A 24,291-nucleotide genomic window follows, 5' to 3' on the forward strand; every position below is an offset into this window, starting at 1 on the left:
CCGGTGATCTAAGCAAGTCTGCGGCGGCGGGGAAAGTCCCGATCGTGTCAAAGGAGGAGTGCGACGTGGATATGAACTTTGGCATGGCGGAGAAAAACCGTGACCTTCTGAGCCGTGTAGCGGCGATGATCCGCGATGAGGTGATGCCGATTGAGGCAGAATATCATGCAGAAATTGGCAAGGGGGATCGCTGGCAATACACCGACCGGCAAGCGGAAATCCTCGAAGGGCTGAAGGCCAAGGCCAAGGCGGCGGGGCTGTGGAATTTCTGGCTCACCGACTCCGAAAAGGGATTCGGCTTGAGCACCGTTGAATACGCCTATTTCGCCGAAGAAATGGGCAAGACGCCGCTGGGCGCGGAGGTTTTCAACTGCTCGGCGCCGGATACAGGCAACATGGAGGTGTTCGAGCGCTACGGGACATCTGCGATGAAAGAGCGATGGTTGGCGCGGTTGCTGGAAGGTGAGATTCGGTCCGCCTACCTGATGACGGAGCCGGAGGTTGCCTCGTCAGACGCCACCAATATCGCGATGTCCTGTGTGCGGCAGGGCGATGATTATGTCTTGAACGGCGAGAAATACTGGGCCTCGGGCGCAGGCGATCCGCGCTGCAAGGTCTACATCGTGATGGTGCGCACCGGAAACGACGGCGCCCCCAAACACAAGCGCCATTCGATGATTGTGGTGGACGCCGCGACGCCGGGCATTGAGATACTGCGCCCGATGAAGGTCTTTGGCCATGACGACGCGCCCCACGGGCATATGCACATCCGTTTTTCCGACGTGCGGGTGCCTGCGGAGAACATGTTGCTGGGCGAAGGGCGGGGCTTTGAGATCGCGCAGGGCCGGTTGGGGCCGGGGCGGATCCACCATTGCATGCGGTCGGTCGGGCAAGCGGAAGCCGCGCTGGAATTGCTGTGCCGCCGGTCTTTGCAGAAAGAGGCCTTTGGCAAGCCGCTGGTGCAGTTGGGTGCGAATTTCGACATCATTGCAGAGGCGCGTATGGAGATCGAACAGGCGCGGCTATTGTGCCTGAAAGCGGCGTGGATGATGGATCAAGGAGATGCCCGCGCGGCAGCACCCTGGATCAGCCAGATCAAGGTGGTTGCCCCGCGCATGGCGTTGAAAGTGATCGATGAGGCGATGCAGATGCACGGCGGGCAGGGCATCAGCCAGGACACGCCGCTGGCCATGGCCTGGACCTGGCAACGCGCGCTGCGTTTTGCCGATGGGCCTGATGCGGTGCACCGCCGGCAAGTCGCGCGCGCGGAGTTGCGAAAGCATACGCAGGAAAAGATCTGAGTTTTGATGATCATTTTGCGACGGCTCTCTATACCCGCTGGTTTCGGCCACAATATCGCATATTGTTAACTTGGCGACTTTTTGATGTTAGATGTGAAATTATATGATTGATTATTATCAATCAGCTTCAGGTGAATTCAATCACACGAGATGCCGGTTCACAGCCATTTCGGTCGTTTTTTGAATTGAGCGGCGCCGGTTTCTCTCTCACAGTGCACACATGCGCGCGCCACTCATAGACAATCTGCAATACGCAAATTTTTCACCCCGCATCTTTGAGCAAATGCGGGAGGGCGGCGTCGACGCGGTGCATGTCACCATCGCCTATCATGAGTCGTTCCGTGAAATGGTGCTCAATCTGGAGCGTTGGAACCGGTGGTTCGAGGATCACCCCGATCTGATCTTCAAAGGAACAACGGGGCAGGATGTGCGCAGGGCGCAAGAGACCGGGCGCACCGCGATTTTCTTTGGCTTCCAGAACCCGAGCCCGATTGAGGACGACATTGGGCTGGTGGAAATTTGCCACCAACTGGGCATCCGTTTCATGCAACTGACCTATAACAATCAGTCGCTGCTGGCGACGGGCTGTTACGAGGAGGATGACACCGGCCTGACAAGGATGGGCAAGCAGGTGGTGGCCGAGATGAACCGGGTCGGCATGGTCGTCGACATGTCGCATTCGGCGGAGCGTTCCACACTTGAGGCGATTGCGCAGTCGACCCGTCCCATTGCCATCACCCATGCCAACCCGCATTGGTGGCATGCGGCGCTGCGCAACAAATCCGACCGTGTTTTGTCCGCGCTGACGGAGGCCGGAGGGATGCTGGGGTTTTCGATGTATCCGCATCATCTGGCGGGGGGCGGGGCCTGCACGCTGGAAAGCTTCTGTGGTATGATTGCGGAGGCCGCGGAACGGTACGGCGCGCGCAATCTGGGTCTGGGATCGGACCTCTGTCAGGATCAGCCCGATAGCGTCGTGGAATGGATGCGGGTGGGGCGGTGGTCAAAAACCATAGACTACGGCGAGGGATCAGCCGCAAACGCGGGCTTCCCACCGATGCCGGACTGGTTTGAGGACAACAGGGATTTTGGCAATATACGCAAAGGGTTGCTGGATCAGGGCATGACCACTGAGGAGGTAGACGGGATCATGGGCGGCAACTGGCACCGTTTCTACACAGAAAGCTTCGGTCCGCTATGAAGGATCTTTCCGCCCCGCCACGAGCGCCGCTGCGCCCGCCCGGTCAGGTGATGCGCCTGTCGCGGATGGGGTCGATGTTTCCCACGCGTCTGTCTTTTCTGCGCACGCTGACGCGGTTTCTGGCAGCTGAAAACGCCCAGGTAACGCGGCATGTCTGGCAGATGTGTCCCGAGGGCTACGGTCACGCGGTTTATTGCGTGACCCTTGGCGGATACACCTATTCGCTCGTCGCGGTGTCAACGCAGCTCGCCCCCGAAGAGCGCACCGACCGGGTGATCGCGACCGCCTGGGACACCGCCTATGTGCTCTATGACGGCGTGCCCGATGCGGATGAAATTGCGCGGATTTGCAGCGCTGCCCCACAGCAGGAAGCCGCCCGTTTTACCGAGCGTGATCTTGTGCTCAGCCGCGCCAATAAGTCGGTCAGGTTGTTTGCGCATGTCGTCGAGCGTTTGCGCGCTGGCCAGCAGCCTGACGCCGCAATGGTGCGCCAGATCGGATACCTGATGCGCACCACGGCCGTTTACGGCAACGGCAAATTCGGGATCGCCGATCGCGCTGTCATAGAAACGCGCCCCGGTCTTTCCGGGCCTTTCATGGCCGAGATGCTGACCGTCTGGCTGATCCGCCACTTCACGCATGACTTGGTGGAGCACGTGGGCCAAGGCACGCTCGACCGCGGGCTCAAACGACACCTGGGCATCGGCAATTCTACCGGGCTGGGCATGGCGCCCTTCTTGGTGACGCATCCGGTTTTGCTGAACAACTGGATGTTGGCACGGGAGGCGGCATTGGCGCGGGTGCGGGCGGTGCTGAGGTTGGATGCTGCATCCGTGCAGCGGTTGCACGATCTGGCGACCCGGGCGGCTCAGCATCTGAGCGAATGGCAGGTGCCTGACACACAGCATCAGCAGCGCATCGACGACCTGCGGCGGGATTGGGCGCGGGTTCTGGACTGGCTGACGCCAGAAAACATGACGGCAGATCACGCGATTGAGGCCCTGCTGAGCTGGTCATCGGACCAGACCGAAGATGTGCAGGAATTGATTGTAGCACTCGTGATCGAACTCTTCCCGGACCTGGTGGACGGATTGACGGAATGCATGGCTGATACCATCGGGCCGATGGCAGCGCTGCCCAGGGATACAAATGCGTTACGCAACGCCATTGAGGCGCATTTCGCTTGGGCGCTGCAGCTGGACTATGCCGCGCCGGATCAATGTCAGCAATTCTGGTATGTGAGTGCGGCGAAACAGGAGCCGCGGCTAGGTAACCGTTTCGCAGAAGCGGGTGCGGAATTGGAAAGCCCGCTGGATATCGCGCGTCGGATCAGAGCGTTATACGACGACCTGCCGTCGGAACCCCTTGGCATTTGTGCGTTTTTGGAGCTTCACCCCGAGCATTTTCTGGCGGTATCGCGGGCGGGTCTTGCAGATCACTACCCCTATGCGGAAATCCGCGACAATCTGATCGCAGAAAGCTGTCTGCCCATTGATATGCTGCGGTGCAAGCTGTCGTTTTTTGGGGCCTCCAAGTTTGACCCGAAGTCGGATCGCTGGACGCGGATTACCCTGTGCCAAGGGGCGCCCTTGGCGGATGAGTTGGACGCGCGCACAGACGACTGGTGGTTGCCGGTTTTTGACCAATGAGCTGGTCGCGCGCCGAAATTCTGGCCTTGGCCACAAAAGCCGCGCGCGGGGCAGGGGCGCCGCCGGGACAGGCCACTCAATTTGGCCAAGCCGCTGCGCAACATCTGGGTCGGGGACGGTCGGCGGATGATCTGCTGCGCGCGTTGGCGCAGCTGCCCTCAGGGCCGATCTTGCAGATACCGGTTGAGATCAGCCGGGTCATGATCTCCGCAGAGGGACATCAGAGCATCGATGCCAGTTTCGAAGTTGGAGCTTATGCGGCGCTTTTCGAAAGCTATCTGGAAAGCTTACCGTGCAAGGCCGCGATCACTGCGCGAAAGCCTGAGACCTTTCATATTATGCTAGAACCGAACGTTCCGGCACCACGTGAGCCGTTGGACCGGATCACGGGCTGCGACCTTGCGATTGAGAAGATGGCGGCCCTGGCGGCGCGCACTTTTGTCCCGGAGAGCGAGGCCTCGCGTCTTGCTGGCGCGGGTGCCGGTCTCACGGACAATGACTAAGCAAGTCGAATTGAACCTCGCAGGATCTTACGCGCCCGCGAACGGATCCGTCTCATAAACCACATGCGCAAGGTAGAGGCCCTGGGGCGGGCAAACCGGGCCACAGGCCGCGCGGTCTTGAGCCGCCAGTGCATCGGCGACCTGATCGGGCTCCCATGATCCCGCGCCCACCCGTTCCAGCGTGCCGACGAAGCTGCGGACCTGATTGTGCAGGAAAGACCGCGCACGCACATCGAAATGCACCTCGCGCCCGTGCGGTGTGTCGACAGCCGTCACCTCCAGCCGGTTCAGTGTCTTCACCGGGCTGTCGGCCTGGCAGATGGTTGAACGGAAGGTCGTAAAGTCATGGCGCCCGACCAAATGACGTGCCGCGGCCTGCATCGCATCGACATCAAGGTCGTGTTTGACCTGCCAGACCAACCCGTCCTGATGCGTCGCGGGCGCGCGGCGGGTCAGGATGCGGAACTGGTACTGACGCTCCTGCGCTGAAAACCTTGCATGCCAGCCTTCCGTTACCTCCGCGCAGTCGATGATTACGACAGGCGCAGGTTTGAGATGGTAGTTGAGCGCCTCGGACAAACGAAACGGAGTCCAAGTCGCAGCCATATCGCAATGAGCAACCTGACCCAGTGCGTGAACGCCTGCATCCGTCCGCCCGGCGGCGGCAATCGTATGCGCGCGCGGCTCCAGCCGGGCCAGAGCGGCCTCGATGGATCCCTGAACCGTCACCTGGTCTTTCTGGCGTTGCCAGCCGGCAAAGGGGGCGCCGTGATATTCGATTTTCAGTGCATAGCGGGGCATGGCGCTGCCCCTAGCCTGTGCCGCCCATTGCGTCAAATGCCTTTGTTCGCACTGGCGTGCCCTCGCAGCAGGGCTTATGTATCTGGAAACAGAACCGCAGGGGCAGTCAGGCTTTGGTCATTTCGTCACTCGCCGATACGGTGCTGCGCCAGATTGAAACGGTGCAGGACACGGTCAACGAGACCCTATTTGAACCCGTGATCCGAATTGGCGTGACCGGTCTTGCGCGCTCTGGCAAGACGGTTTTTATCACGTCACTGGTGGCCAATATGCTGGACCGCGGACGGATGCCGCATCTTGTCGCCGCCGCTGAGAGTCGTATCGAGGCTGCGTTTTTGCAACCACAGCCCGATGACACCGTGCCGCGGTTCGATTTCGAAACACATCTGTCGCAGCTTACCGCGCAGGCGCCGAAATGGCCCGACAGCACGCGGGCCATCTCCGAATTGCGCCTGTCGTTGCGCGTCCGCCGTGCCGGCTTGCTGGCCGGGCTGCAAGGGCCGCGTACGATCCACGTGGATATCGTCGACTACCCCGGCGAGTGGCTGCTGGATCTGGCCCTGCTGGATAAATCCTACGCCGAATGGTCGCGTGAGACGCTCGACCGGTTACAAAGTCGCGAGGCAGCGCAGGAGTTTGCGGCGCTGGTGGGCGACACCGAGGCCACCGCGTCGTTGGAAGAAACCACCGCGAAAACACTGGCCGCCCGCTTCACCGACTATCTGAATGCGGCGCGCGCCGCCGGGTTTTACGATTGCACGCCGGGTCGCTTCCTGCTGCCGGGAGATCTTGCTGGATCACCGGTTCTGACGTTCGCGCCACTGCCGGGGGAGGGCACGGGACCCCGCGGGTCGTTGCTGCGGGAGATGAACCGCCGTTATGAGGCTTATAAACGCGAAGTTGTCCGCCCGTTTTTCCGGGACCACTTCTCCCGCATTGACCGTCAGGTGGTGCTGGTCGATGCCTTGGGGGCGATCCACAAGGGACCGCGCGCCGTCGAAGACATGCGTGGTGCAATGGCCGATATTCTGGGCGCTTTCAGACCGGGGCAAAACGCCTTTTTGACGCAGCTTTTTCAGGGCAAGCGGGTGGAGAAAATCCTCTTTGCTGCGACCAAGGCAGATCACCTGCACCACAAACAGCACAAGCGTCTCACCGCCATCATGGAGGCCTTTCTGCGTGGCGCGGCGGATCGCGCGCGGTTTGCCGGTGCCGAAACCTCCGCCATGGCGATTGCTTCTTTACGGGCGACGACCGAAGACAGCATCACCCATGATGGTCAGGCGCTGGACGTGGTCCGCGGCACCCTTTTGGACAGCGGGAAAGAGGCGGCATTCTATCCCGGTGCGCTACCCGAGGATCCCAGCCATTTGTTAACACCTGCGCGCGAGGGAGCCGAAAACTGGCTGGACCAGGACTACCGTGTGATGAATTTCGCACCTTCGCCGCTAAGTTTGCGCCCCGGCGATGGTCCACCGCACATCCGGCTTGATAAGGCAGCCCAATTCCTTTTAGGGGATAGGCTATGAGCACGATCATGATCACCCCGGCACGCAGTCTTGATGCAGGCGCCGTGGGCCACATTCTGTCAGTGTCCAATGACACCATGCCCTGGCTGCCGCGACTTCACTCCGCAGCTGAGGAAATCATGTATGCTGGCGACATGATCGAAGCCGGATGGGTGCGCGTGGCGAAAATCGATGGCAAGGTCGTGGGCTTCATTGCGCGGCACGAAAGCGATGTGCATGCGCTCTATGTTCTGCCCGAGGCGCAGGATTGTGGCGTGGGTACCGCGCTGCTGGATGATGCCAAGACGGAATGTGATTTTCTGGCGCTGTGGAGCTATCAGGCGAATTCGTCAGCGACCCGGTTTTACGGGCTGCGCGGGTTTATCGAGACCGCCCGCACCGATGGCAGCGAAAATGACGTGGGCCTGCCCGATATCCGGTTCGAGTGGGCCAAGGGCGCCTTCTGATGGCCAAGGGGCCGGTTCTTATTGAAATAGACGCGGAAGATCGCACCGGGCCGAGCGTTGCCGATGCGCCGCCGGTGCCGGACGAGGATCTGGCACTTCCACAGGGTCAGGCGATGCAGGTGGCCGCGGGCATTGCCCTGCGCAAACCGTCGCGCCTGGTGCGCTGGTTTTGGTCGTTGGCGGTCGCCTTAATCGGGGCCGTGGTGTCCATCGCCGCCTGGGACTTTCTGACCGGGCTGGTGCTGCGTAACCCGATTTTGGGGTGGGGCGTGACGGCGCTGACCGGGGCCTTTTTGCTGACGCTGGTTGCAATCTGCCTGCGTGAATTTGCGGCATTGGGCCGGTTAGGCCGGCTGGATGGATTGCGCCGCGCTGCAGATACCGCGCTTGAAGCGGAGGATCTGACGGCGGCCCGCGCCGTCACGGATCGGCTTCTCGCGCTCTACAAAGGGCGTGAAGACACGCGCTGGGGCCGCGGTCGGTTTGAGGAATTGCAGCGCGACCAGATGGATGCATCGAGCCTTCTGGTGCTGGCAGATGCTGAAATTCTCGGCCCGCTGGATGTGGCGGCGGCGCGCGAGGTTGAGGCCGCAGCCCGTCAGGTGGCTACGGTCACGGCACTTGTGCCCCTGGCGCTGGCCGACGTCGCGGCAGCGCTGACCGCAAACCTGCGGATGATCCGGCGGATTGCCGAAGTCTATGGCGGGCGCTCCGGGTTCCTGGGCGGATGGCGGCTGACCCGTGCAGTGATGGCGCATCTGGTGGCCACCGGTGCGGTGGCCGTCGGAGATGACCTGCTGGAGCCGGTCTTGGGCGGGTCCATCCTGGGAAAACTCTCCCGCAGGTTCGGTGAGGGGCTGGTCAATGGCGCCTTGACAGCCCGCGTGGGCGTTGCGGCGATGGAAGTGTGTCGACCGCTGCCGTTTGCCACTGGAAAAAAGCCAAAAGTGCGCGATATCATCAAGAGGAGCCTTGGCGGACTGTTTTCGACGTCAAAATCCTGAATGCAAACAGGCGCGATGACCGCGCACGCAAAGGAGTGATTGATGGAAAGCTTTGCCGCTGATCTGGCCACGATGGTTCGCAGACCTTTGGAGCCCGCGCATGTTGCGGCCATGCAAAAATACGGCAAACTCATCGATTTTCCGCGCGGGGCTTTTGTGCAGGAGCCGGGGGAAGCGACCGAGCTGTTCCACTATCTGATCGAAGGTGAATTGGAGGCGGTTGACCCCAACACGCTGGAGCGCGTCGGGATCGCGACGCTTGGTCCGGGCCAGTTCTTTGGCGATCTGCAATTTCTCTCGGGCGGGCTGTCCTTGGCCGGCGCACGTGCCATTCAGGACAGCAAGGTGTTATGCGTGCCCCGCGCCGACATGTTGCGGTTGATGTCGGACATGCCGGAGATGAGCGACATTATCGTCACCGTGCTGGCGGCGCGGCGCAGACGGGCGGTCGAAGCGTCTGACTCTGCGCTGACCTTGATCGGGTCGGAAATCAGCCGAGACATCCGCCATGTGGCCAGCTTTGCAGCGCGCAACCGCATCCCTTTCCGCGAGATCGAGGTCACCTCGGAAGAAGCGATGGCCCTGGCCGCGCAATGCGGCATCGAACAGGCGCAACCGGGGGTGATTTTCGGGCGCGAACGCAAGATTGATCCCGCGACGCCGCGCGGTGTTGCAAAAGCACTGGGTTTGCATCTTGAGGTCGCTGACGACAATGCCTTTGATGTCCTGATCGTCGGCGGCGGTCCGGCGGGCGTGGCCGCGGGGGTTTATGCAGGCGCAGAGGGGCTCAGCGCGCTGGTGCTCGAAGACATGGCCATCGGCGGCCAGGCGGGCACATCAAGCCGGATTGAGAATTACATGGGTTTTCCCACGGGTATTTCCGGCGGCGATCTGGTCGGGCGTGGCGAAGTGCAGGCGATGAAATTCGGCACAAGGTTTTCCGTGCCCCGACGGGCGGCGGCGCTGCGTCAGTGCGATGAGAAGTGGTTTCACGCAACGCTCGATGATGGTCAGGAGGTCAGCGCCAAGGCCTTGATCGTGGCCACAGGTGTGCAGTATCGCCGCCTGCCGCTGCCGGGATTGGAGCGATTTGAAGGCGCAGGCGTGTATTACGCGGCCACAGAGGTTGAAGCACGCTATTGTCGCGATACTGAGGTTGCGGTGATTGGGGGCGGCAACTCGGCCGGTCAGGCGGCGATGTTTCTCGCCCGCACCACCCGGCATGTGCATGTCCTGATCCGCGGGGAATCCCTGGCCGCATCGATGTCGGATTATCTGTTGCAGCGGCTGAACACGCACCCGCGCATCACCATTCACACCCGTACCGAAGTGATGGAACTGCACGGGCGCGACACGTTGGAAAAGATCACCATTTGCGACCGGGCATCGGGTCAGAACTGGGATCTGCGCACGGCGGCGCTCTTTGTGATGGTGGGTGCGGCCCCTAATACCGGTTGGCTCTCGGGGCTGATCAAGCTGGACGACAAGGGGTTTGTGCTGACCGGGGCCGAGGCTGGCGGCCGCTCGCAATATGAAACCTCCTGCCCAGGGGTCTTTGCCGTCGGTGATGTGCGTGCGGGCTCCGTCAAACGCGTCGCTTCTGCCGTCGGCGAGGGGTCGGTGGTGATGTCCGCCGCGTGGGAACACGTGAACGCCTGATCTCTGCAAGAGGCTGAATTGGCTGGTCGCTGCATTGGTGTTTGCGGCTCCGGGTGGTCTTGGGACTTGTTCCCCTTGGCGCCTCTGCTTATAAGGCCCGCATGATAAAAGTCCGCGCGATCATTATTCGAATTATATCCCCGGCGCTCTGAGCTTTGAGACGCCGGGCCAAGGTGTTTGAGCCGCTCGCACCGACCGCTTTTTCCTGTTCCACGACCCATCCGAAGGACGCCCGCAATGTGCGCCGACACGACCGACACCGCCCCACAACTCGACTATAAATCCACGCTGAACCTGCCAAAAACCGACTTCCCGATGCGCGCGGGCCTGCCCAAGCGCGAACCGGAGTGGCTACAGCGGTGGGAGGAGATCGGGGTCTATGACCAGCTGCGCAAGAAGGCGGGCCGCACGCCTTTCACGTTGCACGATGGCCCGCCTTACGCCAACGGGCATTTGCACATCGGGCATGCGCTCAACAAGACCATCAAGGACATGATCGTGCGCAGCCATCAGATGATGGGCTTTGACGCACGCTACATCCCCGGGTGGGACTGCCACGGTCTGCCCATCGAATGGAAGATCGAGGAGCAGTACCGGCAAAAGGGCAAGAACAAGGACGAGGTGCCGATCAACGATTTCCGCGCCGAATGCCGCAAGTTTGCCGCCGGTTGGGTGGACATCCAGCGCGAGGAATTCAAGCGTCTGGGCATCACCGGCAATTGGGCTGACCCCTATCTGACCATGGATTTTCACGCAGAACGGGTGATCGCTGAGGAATTCATGAAATTCCTGATGAACGGCACGCTCTATCAGGGCTCCAAGCCGGTGATGTGGTCGCCAATGGAGCAAACCGCGCTGGCCGAGGCCGAAGTGGAGTACCACGACAAGGAAAGCTTCACCATCTGGGTGAAGTTCAAGGCCTTGATCAATGAGACCACACCCGCGGTGACGGGTGATGCGGGGCAGGTGCAGGCGCTTTCGGATCTTGATGGCGCCTATGTGGTGATCTGGACCACCACACCCTGGACCATGCCCTCCAACAAGGCGGTGGTTTATGGATCAGATATTGCCTACGGGCTTTATGAAATCACCGGGCGGCCTGAGGAATGCTGGGCCCGGATCGGGGAGCGCTATCTGCTGGCTGACAGCATGGCGGCGGATGTGCTGGGCCGTGCGCGGCTGGATGAGACCATGTATCGCCGGTTGCGGGACGTGACGGCGGAAGAACTTAGCCATCTGCGGTTGGCGCATCCATTTAGCGGTGCTGAGGGGAGCGCAGGCGAATGGGATGACATCCGCGATTTCCGTGCGGCGGATTTCGTGACCGATACCGAAGGGACGGGCTTTGTGCATTGCGCGCCCTCCCACGGGATGGAGGAATACGAGCTCTACCGTGATCTTGGCATGTTGAGCCAAGTGATCACCTATAATGTGACCGATGAGGGCATGTTCCGCGAGGGTCTGCCGTTCTTTGGCGGCAAATTCATCCTGAACCGCAAGGGCAAGGAAGGCGATGCCAACGCTGCCGTGATCGACAAGCTTGCGGAGGTTGGGGGCCTGCTGGCGCGCGGCAAGATCAAGCACAGCTATCCGCATTCCTGGCGCTCCAAGGCGCCAGTGATCTACCGCAATACGCCACAGTGGTTTGCCGCCATCGACAAGCCTGTCGGGGACGGGCAGGACATGCATGGCATCACCATCCGCGAACGCGCGCTGACCGAGATCGACAACGTCAACTGGACCCCGAAGTCGGGCCGCAACCGTCTGCATTCGATGATGGAGGCGCGCCCGGACTGGGTGCTCAGCCGCCAGCGCGCCTGGGGTGTGCCGCTGACCTGTTTCACCAAGAAAGGCGCATTGCCCACGGATGATGATTTCCTGCTGCGCGACCCGGCGGTCAACCAGCGGATCGTCGAGGCCTTTGAGGCCGAAGGGGCGGATGCCTGGTATGAAGAGGGGGGCAAAGAGCGGTTCCTTGGCAATGACTACAACCCTGATGACTATGATCAGGTCACGGATATTCTGGATGTCTGGTTTGATTCCGGCTCCACCCATGCCTTCACCCTGCGCGACCGCGCGGATGGTACCGAGGACGGCATTGCCGATGTCTATATGGAAGGCACCGACCAGCACCGCGGCTGGTTTCATTCTTCCTTGTTGCAATCGGTGGGAACGACGGGCCGTGCGCCCTATCGCAACGTTGTGACGCACGGGTTTACGCTGGATGAGAAGGGCATGAAGATGTCCAAATCCCTGGGCAATACCATCGTGCCGGAAAAGGTCGTGCAGCAATATGGCGCGGACATCCTGCGGCTTTGGGTGGCGCAGACGGATTATACGCTGGACCAGCGGATCGGGCCAGAAATCCTGAAAGGGGTAGCCGACAGCTACCGCCGCCTGCGCAATACCATGCGGTACATGCTGGGCTCGCTGAGCGATTTCAGCGATGCGGACCGGGTGGATCCTGCGGAAATGCCGGAACTGGAACGCTGGGTGCTGCACCGTCTGGCCGAGCTCGATAACACCGTGCGTGATGGCTATGCCAAATACGATTTTCAGGGTGTCTGGCAGGCGGTCTTTACCTTCGCGACGGTCGATTTGTCAGCCTTCTACTTCGATATCCGCAAGGATGCGCTTTATTGCGATGGCGATACGCTGCAGCGCCGTGCCGCGCGCACCGTTCTGGATCTGCTCTTCCATCGCCTGACCACCTGGCTGGCACCAGTGATGGTGTTCACCATGGAAGAGGTCTGGTTGGAGCGGTTTCCCGGAGCGGACAGTTCGGTGCATCTGCAGGACTTCCCGGACACGCCGGAGGCCTGGCTGGCCCCCGATCTGGCGGCCAAATGGTCAGGGGTGCGGGGTGCACGGCGCGTTGTGACGGCGGCGCTGGAAATCGAGCGTACCAACAAGGTGATCGGTGCCTCGCTGGAGGCGGCGCCATTGGTCTATGTGGCCGATGCAGAGGTGCGGGCCGCGCTGGACGCGTTGCCCTTTGAGGATATCTGCATCACTTCACAGATCACCGTGAGCGGGGATCCCGCACCGGCGGATGCATTTACTCTTCCTGAAGTGTCGGGTGTTGCCGTGCAATTTGCCAAGGCCGAAGGCGAGAAATGTGCGCGCTGCTGGAAGGTACTGCCCGATGTCGGACGGCACAGCCACGCAGGCGTTTGCGGTCGCTGCGACGACGCCATCGGATAAGCAAAAGGGGCAGGCGGTATCACTGCCTGCCCGCTGCGGGCTCAGGTCGTGCCGTCGATCTGCCGCTGATAGTCTTCGGCGTCAAACCACCCCAGCGATGCGGCAATGACCATGTCGCGGGTCAGATCCCATTCTTCCCAACCGGATACAGTGACCGGGTTACGCGTCTCCGCGTGATGCCCGCGCAGGGTCCAGAGATAGACAGCATGGTCCGCGTTGCCGCGCACGGCGTCGCAGGTAAGCTCTAGGTCTGGGAATTCAGCATGAAACCCGGCCGCCATATCATTCAGGGCCTGTGTGCCCTTGTGCGGATCGCCCCGGTTGATGATGATCTGAGCGTCGGACGCAAAGTGGGCAGCAACCGCGCCGGGGTTTCCGGAATTCCACGCCACCGTATAATCGCGGGCTTTTTCGTCAAGGGTCATGATCGGTATCCCTTTGAGCTATGTGCATTTTTGCCAATGCACGCAGGATGACCCCTGAGATCCTCGGTGGCCAGAAAATTCGCATGTTGCCAAGTTGCGCAGGAACCGGGTTGCTCTCACCCGGCACATCCGACAGGGTCGGGTCATGTTTGAAACCACCGTCCATACGCAATTCGGATCCCTGGTCATCGTCGAAAAGGACGATGCCATTGTTGCCCTGCGTTGGGGGACCTCGGCGCGCAATGACACCACCGAATTGCTTAAGGACGCGGTGCGACAAATCGAAGAATATGACGCGGGCACGCGGGAGGTGTTCGATCTGCCGCTGCGTGTCGAGGGGTCGGCTTTGCAGCGGGATGTCTGTGATGCGATCTACGCCATCGGGTTCGGAGATACCTGCACCTACGGCGATATCGCGAAGGCGCTGGATGTCCCTGCGCAAGCCGTGGGGCAGGCCTGCGGTGGCAACCCAATCCCGATCATCATTCCCTGCCACCGCGTGATGGGCGCCAAAGGCCTGACCGGGTTTTCAGGTGCCGGTGGGGTGGAGACCAAGGTTGCCTTGCTGCGTCACGAAAAAGCGGCAGGGCTGCTGATCTGACCCAGGCGTGGGCGCAGTAATCTCACCGCTGTTGCTGCAGAGCGCTCGCTTTTCTGGGGGGGAAAATCTGCTGTGCGATGCCCGCAAAGACCAGGTAGATCGACGTTGTGACAAGGCCCCAATGCGCCCAGCTTTCAGGGTGAAAATCGACCCAGGCCGCCCATCCCGCAAAGAAGGTCCAGGCCAGCGCGACCGGCAGCGTGATAAACCGCCAGCGTTCGGTGCGCACGGGATGCACGAATTTCAGCGGCACGAACATCGCGATCGCCAGCACCGTCACCATGGTCAGCGAGACCCAGAAATTGGGTTGCAGAGCAAAGATCACCAGCACCAGCATGTTCCAGCAGCCGGGGAAGCCGGAGAAGGAATTATCCTTCGTTTTCATACGGGTATCTGCAAAGTAGAGAGCCGAGGCGAAGGTGATGATGATGATCGCACACCATCCCGTCCACCCGTCCATCAACCCGCTCTTGAAAAGCGCAAAGGCGGGAATGAAAACATAGGTCAGATAGTCGATGATCAGATCCAGCAGAACACCATCGAATTCCGGCGCATTGACTTTGACATGGTAGTGGCGGGCCAAGGGGCCATCGATCCCATCCACGAAAAAGGCCACGACAAGCCACAGGAACATCAGGTCCCACTTGGCATCCACGGCGGCCAGCATCGCCAGCATCGCAAAAACGGCACCTGTGGCGGTAAAGAGATGCACGCCAAGCGCGCGTAGTCGAAGTGTCATCCAATGTTCTTGCCGCAAGCGGCTGAGGGATGCAAAAGGAAAAGGCCCATCCCTGATTAGGATGGGCCAATCCGCAACACTTCGGGACATCGCGTCAGTTGCTGATGCGCACGTTTTCCAGTGGATAGGCGAGCGAATCCTGATCTTCCCACCCGGCATGGCAATCGTGGCAGAACGCCTGTTTGAATTTCATCGGTTTGCCGTTTGGCTGCAGGCCCGCATAAAGCCAGTCATCGGTTTCCGGCGCGCCACCTGCGTCCAGTTTGGTCATGATGAACAGCGGTCCAGGGCGGGCGGCTTTTTTCTTCTTGCTGATGGAGATGCTTTCCTTGGCCAGCACGGAGCCGACAGGCATCTCCACCCCTTCTTCGGCGAATTTTAGATATTGCTCTGCGGCCACGTCATTGGCGAAGGTCTGTAACAGACGATTGCCATGGGGGCCGGCGACGGCAGGGCGGGTCGATGTCACGGTCCAGCTGCGATAGGTGCTGCCGACCGCATCGCCTTGCTTGGCATAGCCCGTTGCCATGGCATCCTTGACGCAATTATAGAGGGCCACAACCTCTGCCTCTTCCAGATCGAAGGCGCTTTCGACGTCCACGGGGCAGTCGGCGGCGTAGGAAGCAGTCGCGGTGAGTGAAAAGGCCATGGCGAATACGGCTAGGCTGAAACGTGTCATTGTAGTCCCTCGGATTTTGGTATGCGGCGGTATGCCGCAGCAGGACCCTGACACATAACCCGTACGGCATGCGGTAAACCTTCGCGCACATTGTCGTGAGCATTTCTACGCTTTGGGATGTGCCCGGTCGTAGACTTCCATCAAACGGGCGGTGTCCACAGCCGTGTAGGCCTGCGTCGTGGAGAGGGAGGCGTGGCCCAGCAATTCCTGAATGGCCCGCAGGTCGCCGCCCGCATCCAGCAGGTGCGTTGCGAAACTGTGCCGCATGGCATGGGGCGTGGCACTGGCAGGCAGCCCCAGCTGCATCCGCGCCCGCGCCATCACCTTCTGGATCGCGCCGGGGGCCAGCGGGCCGCCCCGCACCGCGCGAAAGAGCGCTGCATTGGGCTCCAGCGGATAGGGGCAGGCGCGCAGGTAGGCATCCACGGCTGTGCGGGCGGCGGGCACAACCGGTACCACCCGTTCCTTGCCGCCTTTCCCGATGATCCGCAGCGTTTCGGGCAGCGGGGCATCGGCACCGGTCAGGCCAAGCGCCTCGGAGATGCGCAAGCCGCAGCCCCAGAGCAAGGTCACTACCGCCACGTCGCGCAGTGCGACCCAGGGCTTTTCTGATTGCATCTCGATGGCGTCGATCAGGCTGCGGGCGGCATCCTCGGCCAGCGGGCGGGGCAGTTTTTTCTGAAACTTGGGCGCGCGGACGGATAAGACAGCGGTTGGCTCAAACCCTTCGCGCTCCGCCAGCCAACGGTAGAACGCCTTTACCGCGGAGAGTTTGCGCGCCAATGACCGGGCGCCGATGCCTGTGCCGCGGGCCTGCGCCATCCAGGCGCGCATATCGGTCACGGTGATCCGTGCCAACGGCGCCAGGCCCTGCTGTTCTGCCTTGTATTCGGTGATGAACGCCAGAAATTCCGTGACATCGCCCTGGTAGGCGATGATCGTATTGTCCGAAGACCCCTTTAATGCCCGCTGATGGCTCAGCCACATCTCCAGCGCATCGCGCGCGGCAGGGCTGATCAGGCTCACGACAGCCAGCGGCGCATGATCCGTTCGAAAACGCCGGTAAAGAAGGTCAGAAGATCGGTGCCTTGCTGCGGGCCGAACATATGTGGATCCTCGGCGCCCAGAACCAACAGGCCGGGCAATCTGCCGGGGCCAAAATCCAGCATCAGACAGGCCTCGGATTTGATCCAATCCGCCTTGTCGCCATAGAGAAATTCGGAACCGCCCTGGATTTGCCGCAGGGTGACCTGCCGCGTCGCGCCATGACGGCCTTGTGCGAGGTAGCCCTCGACAAACCCCGGGTCAGCCACCGCCAACACACCATCAAGGCTGCCCAGCACCAAATCCATATCGCCCTGGGTGGATTCCAGGACAAGCTTCACTGCATCCACCCGCAGGATTTCGGCGACCTCGCCGCTGAGCTCTTTCAGGAAATCCTCAAAGGCGACCGGATCCAGCATGCGCAGGATGGCGCGATGGATCTGATTGGTGCCGGCAAGGTTTTCATAGGCGGCGGCAATCACGGACCGGTGCGTGTCTTCGAGACGATCAAGACGGGATTCCATCCGGTCCATCGCGATGCCGCGCAGATCGACGATATTGGCCCCCATGGACCGTTCATTCGCCGCGATCAACGCGTTCATCACATCGGTATCGTCAAGGATCACATCGGGTCGCGAAATGATTGCCTCGCGCAAGGCATCTTCGATTTTTGGGCTGCTGCTCATCTCGTGCTCTTATATTTTTGCAAGATCATAACATGATCTATGCGCAAAAGCTGCCAAGAAATTTGCGGGCTGGCCGGAGACCCGCGAGGTGTTGCCGATGGGTGCCAGCGCCGGGTCAGCGCTGGCGATTTTCAGGAAGGGTTGCGATCCGCGATCAGAGAATGTTCTGGCCCGTCTTGGCCCAATCGGCCATGAACTGCTCCAACCCTTTGTCGGTCAGCGGATGCGTGGCCAGTTTGCGGATCACCTCGGGCGGGGCGGTCATCACATCGGCGCCAATCAGGGCGGCATCCTGCACATGGTTCACCGACCGGATGGAGGCGGCGAGGATCTGCGTTTCAAACCCGTAGTTGTCATAGATGGTGCGGATATCCTGAATGAGGTCCATGCCGTCGAGGTTGATGTCGTCCAGCCGCCCGATGAAGGGGCTGATGAAGGTGGCCCCCGCCTTGGCGGCCAGCAACGCCTGATTGGCGGAGAAACAAAGCGTGACATTGACCATCTTGCCTTCGCCCGACAGAACCTTGCAGGCTTTCAACCCGTCCCATGTCAGGGGCAGCTTGACGGTGATGTTTTCGGCGATCTCGGCCAGCTTGCGGCCTTCTGCAATCATCGCCTCAGCTTCGAGCGCCACCACTTCCGCGCTGACCGGGCCTTCGACGATGCCGCAGATTTCCTTGGTCACTTCGAGGATATCGCGCCCGGATTTCAGGATCAGGGAGGGGTTGGTCGTGACCCCGTCTACCATGCCAAGATCGTTCAGTTCGCTGATGGCCTGGGTGTCGGCCGTGTCGACAAAGAATTTCATCGCTGCTGTTCCTTTCGAAGGTGTATGTGAACGCTAACATCGTTCTCTCTTGCGCTTGGCTTTACCGCATGATCTGCGATGCTTAAACCCTCAATTGTCCACCCCTGCCGGAGCATGCCTGTTGACGCTGCCGCAATTTTACGACCATGGCGATCTGATTGGCGTGCTCACAACCCAGCCTTTGGGCCGTGCGCTGGATTACCGCGCGCCAGAAGGCGGTTGCCATCTTGGGGCTTTCGTCGAAGTGCCATTGGGCCCGCGCAAGGTGCTGGGCGTGGTCTGGGGGCCCGGGAAAGGCGACTATGATCTCGCGAAGATCCGGTCGGTGATGAGGGTGCTGGATGTGGCCCCGATGCGCGAAGAGATGCGCAGCTTTCTGGAACGCGCGGCGGATTACACGCTGACCCCGATGCCTGCGATGCTGCGGCTGGCAACGCGCGCGCCGGGGTTGGGCGATCCGCCCTCGATGCGCAAGATCTATCGGCGCGGGCCGGGCGAGCCTGACAAGATGACCGCTGCCCGGCGCAAGGTGCTGGAGGCGTTGAGCGCCTATGGCGATCTGTCCTTCACGCTTAAGGAACTGGCGGAAATGGCGGGGGTTGGCACCTCTGTCGTCAAGGGGCTGGTGGCGCAGAACGCCGTTGCCGAAGAAGACAGCCCGCGCGATTTGCCGTTTGCACGGCTCAATCCGGCGCTGCCCGGTAAGGAACTGACCGCTGATCAGTCAGCAGGTGCCGCGCAACTGGAGGCGGCGGTCACTGGCGGGCGATATGGCACGACGCTGCTGCGGGGGGTGACCGGGTCCGGCAAAACCGAAGTCTATCTGGAGGCGGTTGCCGCAGCCCTGCGCGCCGGGCGACAGGCGCTGGTGCTTTTGCCCGAGATCGCCCTGACGGCAGAGTTTCTGACCCGTGTTGAGGAACGTTTTGGCGCAAAGCCCGCGGAATGGCATTCCGGTGCCACCATGACCGAGCGGCGGCGTATCTGGCGCATGGTCGGGCAGGGCGATGCGCAATTGGTGATCGGCGCGCGGTCGGCGCTGTTTCTGCCGTTTCAGAACCTCGGTCTGATTGTGGTCGATGAGGAACACGACACCTCCTACAAGCAGGAAGAGGGCGTGCTTTATAATGCGCGGGACATGGCCGTGTTGCGGGCTTCGATCTGCGGCGCGCAGGTGGTGCTGGCCTCCGCCACGCCGTCGCTGGAGAGCTGGGCCAATGCCGAGGCGGGCAAATACCGGCGCTTGGAGCTGACCTCGCGGTTTGGCCCCGCTGTGATGCCGCAGATGCGTGCGATTGACATGCGCGCAGAGGCGTTGCCGTCGGAAAGGTGGGTGTCCAAAGAGTTACAGGACGCGGTGACCTCCCGACTGGAGAAGGGGGAACAGTCGCTGCTGTTCATTAACCGGCGCGGCTATGCGCCCATCACGCTCTGCCGGGCCTGCGGGCATCAGATTGGCTGTGATCATTGTGATGCGCGCATGGTGGAACACCGGTTTCTCAAGCGGCTGGTGTGCCATCAATGCGGCGAGACCAAACCGATGCCGGATGTCTGCCCCGCCTGCGAAGTCGAGGGGCGTCTGGCCGCCGTGGGGCCGGGTGTCGAGCGATTGGGAGAAGAGGCCGCAGCGCTGTTTCCCGAGGCAAAGATCGCCACGTTGAGTTCCGACATGTACGGCTCCGCCCGGGCGCTGAAAGCCGAGATCGAGGGGATTGCCGAGGGGGCTGCGGATGTGATCATCGGCACGCAGCTGGTGGCCAAGGGCCATAACTTCCCCAAGCTGACGCTGGTGGGGGTGATTGATGCCGATCTGGGGTTGCAAGGCTCCGATCTGCGGGCTGCGGAGCGCACGTTCCAGCTGATGCGACAGGTGGCGGGGCGCGCGGGCCGCGCAGAAAAGCCCGGCACCGCCCTTTTGCAGACCTACCAGCCTGAGCACCCGGTCATTCGCGCCATTCTGGCGGGGGATGAAGATCGGTTCTGGGCGGCGGAAGCGCGTGAAAGAGAGGTGGCAGGTGTGCCCCCCTACGGCCGCATGGCGGGCATCATCCTCAGTGGGCCGGATGTGGCGAAGGTATTCGACGCGGGCAACCAGCTGGCGCGGCAGGATGGGCCGCTGCGCGCCATCGGGGCGCAGGTTTTTGGGCCCGCACCGGCCCCGATCGCCCGGGTGCGCGGGCGCCACCGGGTGCGGCTGCTGGTCAAGGCCGAGAAGTCTGCGCCCCTGCAGGACGCATTGGCCAAATGGGTCGGACAGCTGCGGATCAAGGGGGATTTGCGTCTGGCCGTGGATATCGATCCGCAGAGTTTCTATTGAGTTTTATGGGTCTGGTGCTGACGCACCAGACCGGCCTCCGGCGGGGATATTTAGGGCCAGAAGAAACCCCTGCGCGTCACCTGACAGAGCTTGTGCTTTTTTGCGCCTCGCCAAAGGGGGGCAAACAGCATATGCCGGGTCCATGGCCCAATTTGTTCCTCTCTCAGACGCGCAACAGATGCCGTTTTGGCGGCGTCCGATCACCTTGCTGTTTCTGATGGCCTTCGCGATGCCGGTGGCCTTTTTCACCTGGTACGCGCTGCTGAACAATTTCACCAAAGAAGTCGCGGGGTTCGATGGTGCCGACATTGGCCTGCTGCATACGATCCGGGAAATACCGGGGTTTCTGGCCGTGGGAGTCATTGCCGTCATTCTGTTCGTGCGGGAACAAGTGCTGGGGCTGGTTTCCCTGGTGCTGCTGGGTGCGGCGACGGCAATCACCGCGCAATTCCCGCAGCTGACGGGCATTCTGATCCTCACCTTCCTCAGCTCCGTGGGCTTTCATTATTATGAGACGGTCAACCAGTCGCTGCAATTGCAGTGGTTGCCCAAGGACCGCGCGCCGCAGATTTTGGGATGGTTGCTGGCGACCGGCTCTGCTGCGACTTTCATTGTCTACTTCGTGATCATGATCCTGTGGGAGCCTCTGGGGCTCAGCTACAACATCGTCTTCATGTTCGGTGGCGGGATCACCGCGGCCATCGCCCTCTTTGCGCTCATTGCCTATCCGCAGTTCGAAGCGCCCCATCCGCAGATCAAAAAGATGGTGCTGCGCAAACGCTACTGGCTCTATTACGCACTGCAATTCATGTCCGGCGCGCGGCGGCAGATCTTCATGGTCTTTGCGGGTTTCATGATGGTCGAGAAGTTTGGCTTTGAGGTGCATGAGGTTGTGGGCCTCTATCTGATTAACCTGGTGATCAACATGTGCGTGGCGCCGTTTCTGGGGCATATTGTGGCCCGTTACGGGGAGCGTAATGCGTTGGTTTTCGAATACGCCGGGCTGGTTTGCGTGTTTCTGGCTTATGGCGGTGTCTATTTCTTTGACTGGGGGTTTGCCGTCGCCGCAGCGCTCTATGTGATCGATCACATGTTCTTTGGGCTGGCGCTGGCGATGAAGACCTATTTCCAGAAAATCGGTGATCCGGGGGATATCGCTCCAACCGCAGCGGTCGCCTTTACCATCAATCATATCGCTGCGGTGTTCCTGCCGGTGCTGCTCGGGCTGATGTGGCTGGTGTCTCCTGCGGCCGTCTTCTTTTTGGCGGCGGCGATGGCGGGGGTGTCACTGATCCTGGCGACGCTCATCCCGCGCCATCCCGAAGCGGGCAATGAGACGATCTTTTCGCGGCCGGTGCCGACCGCGGCGGAATGAGCGACGCGCGCTTTCTGACAGGCTCCACCATGGGGCATGTCGTGCGGATGACCGCTACCGGCGCGATGGGCATCACATTTGTTTTCCTGGTGGATGCGGCCAATCTGTTGTGGATTTCGCAATTGGGCGATCCCACGCTGGTGGCCGCCATTGGTTTTGCCTTTGCTGTGCAGTTCTTTTCGGTCTCCTCCGGCGTCGGCCTGATGATCGCCGCCACCGCGCTGGTGTCGCGCAGCATCGGTGCCGGTAAGCGGGACGCCGCGCGGGCGCAGGCAGGGGCGGCCATTGTCATTGCGACCAGCATTCAGGCCTGTGTTGCCACCCTTGTGGTGGTTTTCAGACATGATCTGGTGGCCTTCGCCGGGGCCTCGGGCGAAACGGCGGCGCTGGCGGCGCGGTACCTCGGCTTCACCATGCCGTCACTTGTCTTCATGGCCGTTGGCATGATCGCATCGGGTACGCTGCGGGCAGAGGGGCTTGGCGCCAAGGCGATGTATGTGACGCTGCTGTCCGGCACACTGCTGATGGTGGTCGACCCGATCCTGATCCTGTGGCTGGGCCTTGGGCTTGACGGAGCCGCCATTGGGCTCGTCAGCTTTCGCATCGCGCTGATGGGCCTGGGCCTCTATTTCGCGGCGGTTCAGCACAACTTGATCGCATGGCCGACACTGGCCAGCACGCGCGCGATTTTGCGCCCCTATATGGTGGTGGCACTGCCCGCCATCGCCACGCAAATGGCAACCCCGGCGGGCAACTATTTTCTGACCATCGTCATGGCACCCTTTGGGGATGATGCCGTGGCCGCCTGGGCCGTTGTGAGCCGATTGACAGTGGTGGCCTTTGGCGGGATTTTTGCGCTTTCGGGCGCGATTGGCGGTATCTTCGGGCAAAACTTCGGCGCTGGCCATTGTGACCGGCTGCGCAGCACCTATCGCGATGCCTTGATCTTTTGTCTGGCCTATACGCTGGTCACCTGGGCGCTGCTGGCACTGGCCACCCCATTTGTCACCCGCGCTTTCGGATTGACCGGGCAGGGGGCGGAGGTGCTTTACGCCTTCACCATGATCGGCGTGGGCGGGTTTGTCTTTATCGGGGCGCTTTTTGTCTCAAATGCCGCCTTTAACAATCTGGGCAAACCGGGGCGGTCCACGCTTGTGAACTGGATCAAGGATGGCCTGCTCAGCTGGCCGTCCGCTGCGTTTCTTGCGACGTATTACGGCGCGCCCGGCGTGATCTATGGGCAGGCGGCGGCCGGTGCATGTGTCGGTCTTGCCTCGGCGCTCTGGGGATGGCGGTACGTGCAAGGCCTCAGACCCGTACCGCCAGAGGCGCTTGACCTTCCGCCTGCGCGGCCCTACCCGAACCCGGACCGATATCGGAGACGTTGATGCCAACCTTCACTGCCCTCACAACCCTGCCGGGGAAAGCTGCCGCCGAAAAACTGGGAGCGGCGATGGAGCGGCTTGATCCAGAACCAACGGGTGTCGGGGTGTTCGAGGTCGAGGACGGCTCCGGTCTCTGGGAAGTCGGGGCCTATTTCACCGAAACGCCGGATGACACGGCGCTGACCCTACTGGCGACCGTGATGGGTGCAAAACCATTCGTCGTATCCGAATTGCCGGAAACCGACTGGGTGGCCCATGTGCGCCGCGAATTGGCACCGGTCGCGGCGGGACGGTTTTTCGTCTACGGCAGCCATGACGCCGACAAGGTGCCCGCAAATTGTGAGCCCTTGTTGATTGAGGCGGCGATGGCCTTTGGCACCGGTCACCATGGTACGACATTGGGATGCCTGCGCGCGTTGGACAGGCTCGCGACGGCGGGCAAGTCGGGGCTGAACGTTGCCGATATTGGCTGTGGTACAGCGGTGTTGGCGATGGCAGCGGCGCGGATCTGGCCGAACCCGGTGCTGGCCAGCGATATTGATCAGGTGGCTGTCGATGTTGCCGCGAGCAATGTGGCCGCAAACGGTCTGCAGGGACGGGTAAAATGCGTGGAAGCCGCAGGCTTTGACCATCCCGACTTATTGGCGGCGGCCCCCTTTGATCTGATCTTTGCCAATATCCTGAAAGGACCTCTGGTGGCGCTCGCGCCCGATATGGCACGTCACCTGCAACCGGGCGGACATGCGATTCTATCGGGCATTTTGAATGAACAGGCGGATGAGGTGATCGCGGTTTATGCGCAGGCTGGCATCAATCTTGAGCACCGAGAAGAGATTGTTGACTGGACGACGCTTACTCTGAGTAGAGAACTGCCTTAATTGCCTCACTTCCGCCTTATTTGACCTCTTTGCGTTGAGTTTTATGCGTTTTTAAGC

At 61.2% G+C, this 24,291-nt stretch carries 21 protein-coding genes; 14 read left to right on the top strand and 7 right to left on the bottom strand.

Annotated elements, in window-relative coordinates; all coding sequences use genetic code 11:
* The first annotated feature begins 65 nt into the window (after window positions 1-65).
* From Q1A20_RS16805 to Q1A20_RS16820, 4 genes are all read left to right on the top strand, one after another.
* Window positions 66-1,301 carry an acyl-CoA dehydrogenase family protein gene (locus Q1A20_RS16805; RefSeq protein ID WP_299406306.1) on the top strand — a complete coding sequence of 412 codons (1,236 nt, stop codon included), beginning with the start codon at window positions 66-68 and terminating at the stop codon, window positions 1,299-1,301.
* A 220-nt stretch (window positions 1,302-1,521) separates the two neighbouring features.
* Window positions 1,522-2,502 carry a membrane dipeptidase gene (locus Q1A20_RS16810; protein WP_299917756.1) on the top strand — a complete coding sequence of 327 codons (981 nt, stop codon included), beginning with the start codon at window positions 1,522-1,524 and terminating at the stop codon, window positions 2,500-2,502.
* Window positions 2,499-4,151, top strand: a complete 1,653-nt coding sequence (locus Q1A20_RS16815) for a hypothetical protein (protein WP_299917759.1) — start codon at window positions 2,499-2,501, stop codon at window positions 4,149-4,151. The genes Q1A20_RS16810 and Q1A20_RS16815 overlap by 4 nt, the downstream gene beginning before the upstream one ends.
* Window positions 4,148-4,654: a hypothetical protein gene (locus Q1A20_RS16820; RefSeq protein WP_299917762.1), complete on the top strand. Its 507-nt coding sequence runs from the start codon at window positions 4,148-4,150 to the stop codon at window positions 4,652-4,654. The genes Q1A20_RS16815 and Q1A20_RS16820 overlap by 4 nt, the downstream gene beginning before the upstream one ends.
* A gap of 27 nt (window positions 4,655-4,681) precedes the next feature.
* On the opposite strand, the gene truA is transcribed toward Q1A20_RS16820, so the two are convergent.
* Window positions 4,682-5,455 (bottom strand): tRNA pseudouridine(38-40) synthase TruA, encoded by a 774-nt coding sequence (gene truA / locus Q1A20_RS16825; protein ID WP_299917764.1) that lies wholly within the window; start codon window positions 5,453-5,455, stop codon window positions 4,682-4,684.
* 113 nt (window positions 5,456-5,568) lie between these two features.
* Here truA and Q1A20_RS16830 point away from each other — a divergent pair, with 113 nt between their 5' ends.
* The 5 genes from Q1A20_RS16830 to ileS all read left to right on the top strand — a co-directional run bounded on the left by Q1A20_RS16830 (window position 5,569) and on the right by ileS (window position 13,297).
* Window positions 5,569-6,984, top strand: a complete 1,416-nt coding sequence (locus Q1A20_RS16830) for a YcjX family protein (RefSeq protein ID WP_299406293.1) — start codon at window positions 5,569-5,571, stop codon at window positions 6,982-6,984.
* The gene (locus Q1A20_RS16835) at window positions 6,981-7,430 is read left to right on the top strand and encodes a GNAT family N-acetyltransferase (protein ID WP_298972122.1); all 450 of its coding nucleotides are present in this window, start codon (window positions 6,981-6,983) and stop codon (window positions 7,428-7,430) included. Before Q1A20_RS16830 ends, Q1A20_RS16835 begins: the two co-directional genes overlap by 4 nt.
* A complete protein-coding gene (locus Q1A20_RS16840) occupies window positions 7,430-8,434 on the top strand; it encodes a YcjF family protein (RefSeq protein ID WP_299406290.1) in 1,005 nt (334 codons plus the stop codon). The genes Q1A20_RS16835 and Q1A20_RS16840 overlap by 1 nt, the downstream gene beginning before the upstream one ends.
* Before the next feature lie 42 nt (window positions 8,435-8,476).
* The gene (locus Q1A20_RS16845; RefSeq protein ID WP_299917767.1) at window positions 8,477-10,093 is read left to right on the top strand and encodes a cyclic nucleotide-binding domain-containing thioredoxin-disulfide reductase; all 1,617 of its coding nucleotides are present in this window, start codon (window positions 8,477-8,479) and stop codon (window positions 10,091-10,093) included.
* 237 nt (window positions 10,094-10,330) lie between these two features.
* Window positions 10,331-13,297 (top strand): isoleucine--tRNA ligase, encoded by a 2,967-nt coding sequence (gene ileS / locus Q1A20_RS16850; protein WP_299917770.1) that lies wholly within the window; start codon window positions 10,331-10,333, stop codon window positions 13,295-13,297.
* A gap of 41 nt (window positions 13,298-13,338) precedes the next feature.
* On the opposite strand, the gene Q1A20_RS16855 is transcribed toward ileS, so the two are convergent.
* Entirely contained in the window at window positions 13,339-13,722 is a 384-nt protein-coding gene (locus Q1A20_RS16855; protein WP_299917771.1) for a nuclear transport factor 2 family protein, read from the bottom strand.
* A 145-nt stretch (window positions 13,723-13,867) separates the two neighbouring features.
* Between Q1A20_RS16855 and Q1A20_RS16860 the strand changes: the two genes are divergently transcribed.
* A complete protein-coding gene (locus Q1A20_RS16860; protein WP_299917773.1) occupies window positions 13,868-14,323 on the top strand; it encodes a methylated-DNA--[protein]-cysteine S-methyltransferase in 456 nt (151 codons plus the stop codon).
* Window positions 14,324-14,345: 22 nt separating this feature from the next.
* Here Q1A20_RS16860 and Q1A20_RS16865 read toward each other — a convergent pair whose 3' ends face one another.
* From Q1A20_RS16865 to fsa, 5 genes are all read right to left on the bottom strand, one after another.
* Window positions 14,346-15,062, bottom strand: coding sequence for a phosphatidylcholine/phosphatidylserine synthase (locus tag Q1A20_RS16865; protein WP_298972134.1), 717 nt, complete (start codon window positions 15,060-15,062; stop codon window positions 14,346-14,348).
* A 94-nt stretch (window positions 15,063-15,156) separates the two neighbouring features.
* Window positions 15,157-15,741, bottom strand: coding sequence for a cytochrome P460 family protein (locus Q1A20_RS16870; protein WP_299406278.1), 585 nt, complete (start codon window positions 15,739-15,741; stop codon window positions 15,157-15,159).
* 105 nt (window positions 15,742-15,846) lie between these two features.
* The gene (locus Q1A20_RS16875) at window positions 15,847-16,767 is read right to left on the bottom strand and encodes a tyrosine recombinase XerC (RefSeq protein ID WP_298972136.1); all 921 of its coding nucleotides are present in this window, start codon (window positions 16,765-16,767) and stop codon (window positions 15,847-15,849) included.
* Window positions 16,764-17,471 carry a DUF484 family protein gene (locus Q1A20_RS16880; RefSeq protein WP_299406275.1) on the bottom strand — a complete coding sequence of 236 codons (708 nt, stop codon included), beginning with the start codon at window positions 17,469-17,471 and terminating at the stop codon, window positions 16,764-16,766. Before Q1A20_RS16880 ends, Q1A20_RS16875 begins: the two co-directional genes overlap by 4 nt.
* A 154-nt stretch (window positions 17,472-17,625) precedes the next feature.
* Window positions 17,626-18,279: a fructose-6-phosphate aldolase gene (gene fsa / locus Q1A20_RS16885; protein WP_298972141.1), complete on the bottom strand. Its 654-nt coding sequence runs from the start codon at window positions 18,277-18,279 to the stop codon at window positions 17,626-17,628.
* A gap of 121 nt (window positions 18,280-18,400) precedes the next feature.
* On the opposite strand from fsa, the gene Q1A20_RS16890 reads away from it, so the two are divergent.
* From Q1A20_RS16890 to Q1A20_RS16905, 4 genes are all read left to right on the top strand, one after another.
* Window positions 18,401-20,596, top strand: coding sequence for a primosomal protein N' (locus Q1A20_RS16890; protein ID WP_299917776.1), 2,196 nt, complete (start codon window positions 18,401-18,403; stop codon window positions 20,594-20,596).
* A 142-nt stretch (window positions 20,597-20,738) separates the two neighbouring features.
* Window positions 20,739-21,971: an MFS transporter gene (locus Q1A20_RS16895; RefSeq protein WP_299406268.1), complete on the top strand. Its 1,233-nt coding sequence runs from the start codon at window positions 20,739-20,741 to the stop codon at window positions 21,969-21,971.
* Window positions 21,968-23,359, top strand: a complete 1,392-nt coding sequence (locus Q1A20_RS16900; protein WP_299406265.1) for an MATE family efflux transporter — start codon at window positions 21,968-21,970, stop codon at window positions 23,357-23,359. The genes Q1A20_RS16895 and Q1A20_RS16900 overlap by 4 nt, the downstream gene beginning before the upstream one ends.
* Complete coding sequence (locus Q1A20_RS16905) at window positions 23,359-24,234, top strand: 50S ribosomal protein L11 methyltransferase (RefSeq protein WP_299406263.1); 876 nt, start codon at window positions 23,359-23,361, stop codon at window positions 24,232-24,234. The genes Q1A20_RS16900 and Q1A20_RS16905 overlap by 1 nt, the downstream gene beginning before the upstream one ends.
* The last annotated feature ends 57 nt before the right edge of the window (window positions 24,235-24,291 follow it).

The sequence above is a fragment of the uncultured Roseobacter sp. genome (assembly GCF_947501835.1).
Lineage (GTDB): Bacteria > Pseudomonadota > Alphaproteobacteria > Rhodobacterales > Rhodobacteraceae > Roseobacter.

Bases quoted from the DNA above. Each gene is read 5' to 3' on its own strand.
- Q1A20_RS16810 (WP_299917756.1), top strand. From the start codon at position 1,522: ATGCGCGCGCCACTCATAGACAATCTGCAATACGCAAATTTTTCACCC.
- Q1A20_RS16815 (WP_299917759.1), top strand. From the start codon at position 2,499: ATGAAGGATCTTTCCGCCCCGCCACGAGCGCCGCTGCGCCCGCCCGGT.
- Q1A20_RS16820 (WP_299917762.1), top strand. From the start codon at position 4,148: ATGAGCTGGTCGCGCGCCGAAATTCTGGCCTTGGCCACAAAAGCCGCG.
- truA (WP_299917764.1), bottom strand. From the start codon at position 5,455: ATGCCCCGCTATGCACTGAAAATCGAATATCACGGCGCCCCCTTTGCC.
- Q1A20_RS16835 (WP_298972122.1), top strand. From the start codon at position 6,981: ATGAGCACGATCATGATCACCCCGGCACGCAGTCTTGATGCAGGCGCC.
- Q1A20_RS16840 (WP_299406290.1), top strand. From the start codon at position 7,430: ATGGCCAAGGGGCCGGTTCTTATTGAAATAGACGCGGAAGATCGCACC.
- Q1A20_RS16845 (WP_299917767.1), top strand. From the start codon at position 8,477: ATGGAAAGCTTTGCCGCTGATCTGGCCACGATGGTTCGCAGACCTTTG.
- ileS (WP_299917770.1), top strand. From the start codon at position 10,331: ATGTGCGCCGACACGACCGACACCGCCCCACAACTCGACTATAAATCC.
- Q1A20_RS16855 (WP_299917771.1), bottom strand. From the start codon at position 13,722: ATGACCCTTGACGAAAAAGCCCGCGATTATACGGTGGCGTGGAATTCC.
- Q1A20_RS16860 (WP_299917773.1), top strand. From the start codon at position 13,868: ATGTTTGAAACCACCGTCCATACGCAATTCGGATCCCTGGTCATCGTC.
- Q1A20_RS16865 (WP_298972134.1), bottom strand. From the start codon at position 15,062: ATGACACTTCGACTACGCGCGCTTGGCGTGCATCTCTTTACCGCCACA.
- Q1A20_RS16870 (WP_299406278.1), bottom strand. From the start codon at position 15,741: ATGACACGTTTCAGCCTAGCCGTATTCGCCATGGCCTTTTCACTCACC.
- Q1A20_RS16880 (WP_299406275.1), bottom strand. From the start codon at position 17,471: ATGAGCAGCAGCCCAAAAATCGAAGATGCCTTGCGCGAGGCAATCATT.
- fsa (WP_298972141.1), bottom strand. From the start codon at position 18,279: ATGAAATTCTTTGTCGACACGGCCGACACCCAGGCCATCAGCGAACTG.
- Q1A20_RS16895 (WP_299406268.1), top strand. From the start codon at position 20,739: ATGGCCCAATTTGTTCCTCTCTCAGACGCGCAACAGATGCCGTTTTGG.
- Q1A20_RS16900 (WP_299406265.1), top strand. From the start codon at position 21,968: ATGAGCGACGCGCGCTTTCTGACAGGCTCCACCATGGGGCATGTCGTG.
- Q1A20_RS16905 (WP_299406263.1), top strand. From the start codon at position 23,359: ATGCCAACCTTCACTGCCCTCACAACCCTGCCGGGGAAAGCTGCCGCC.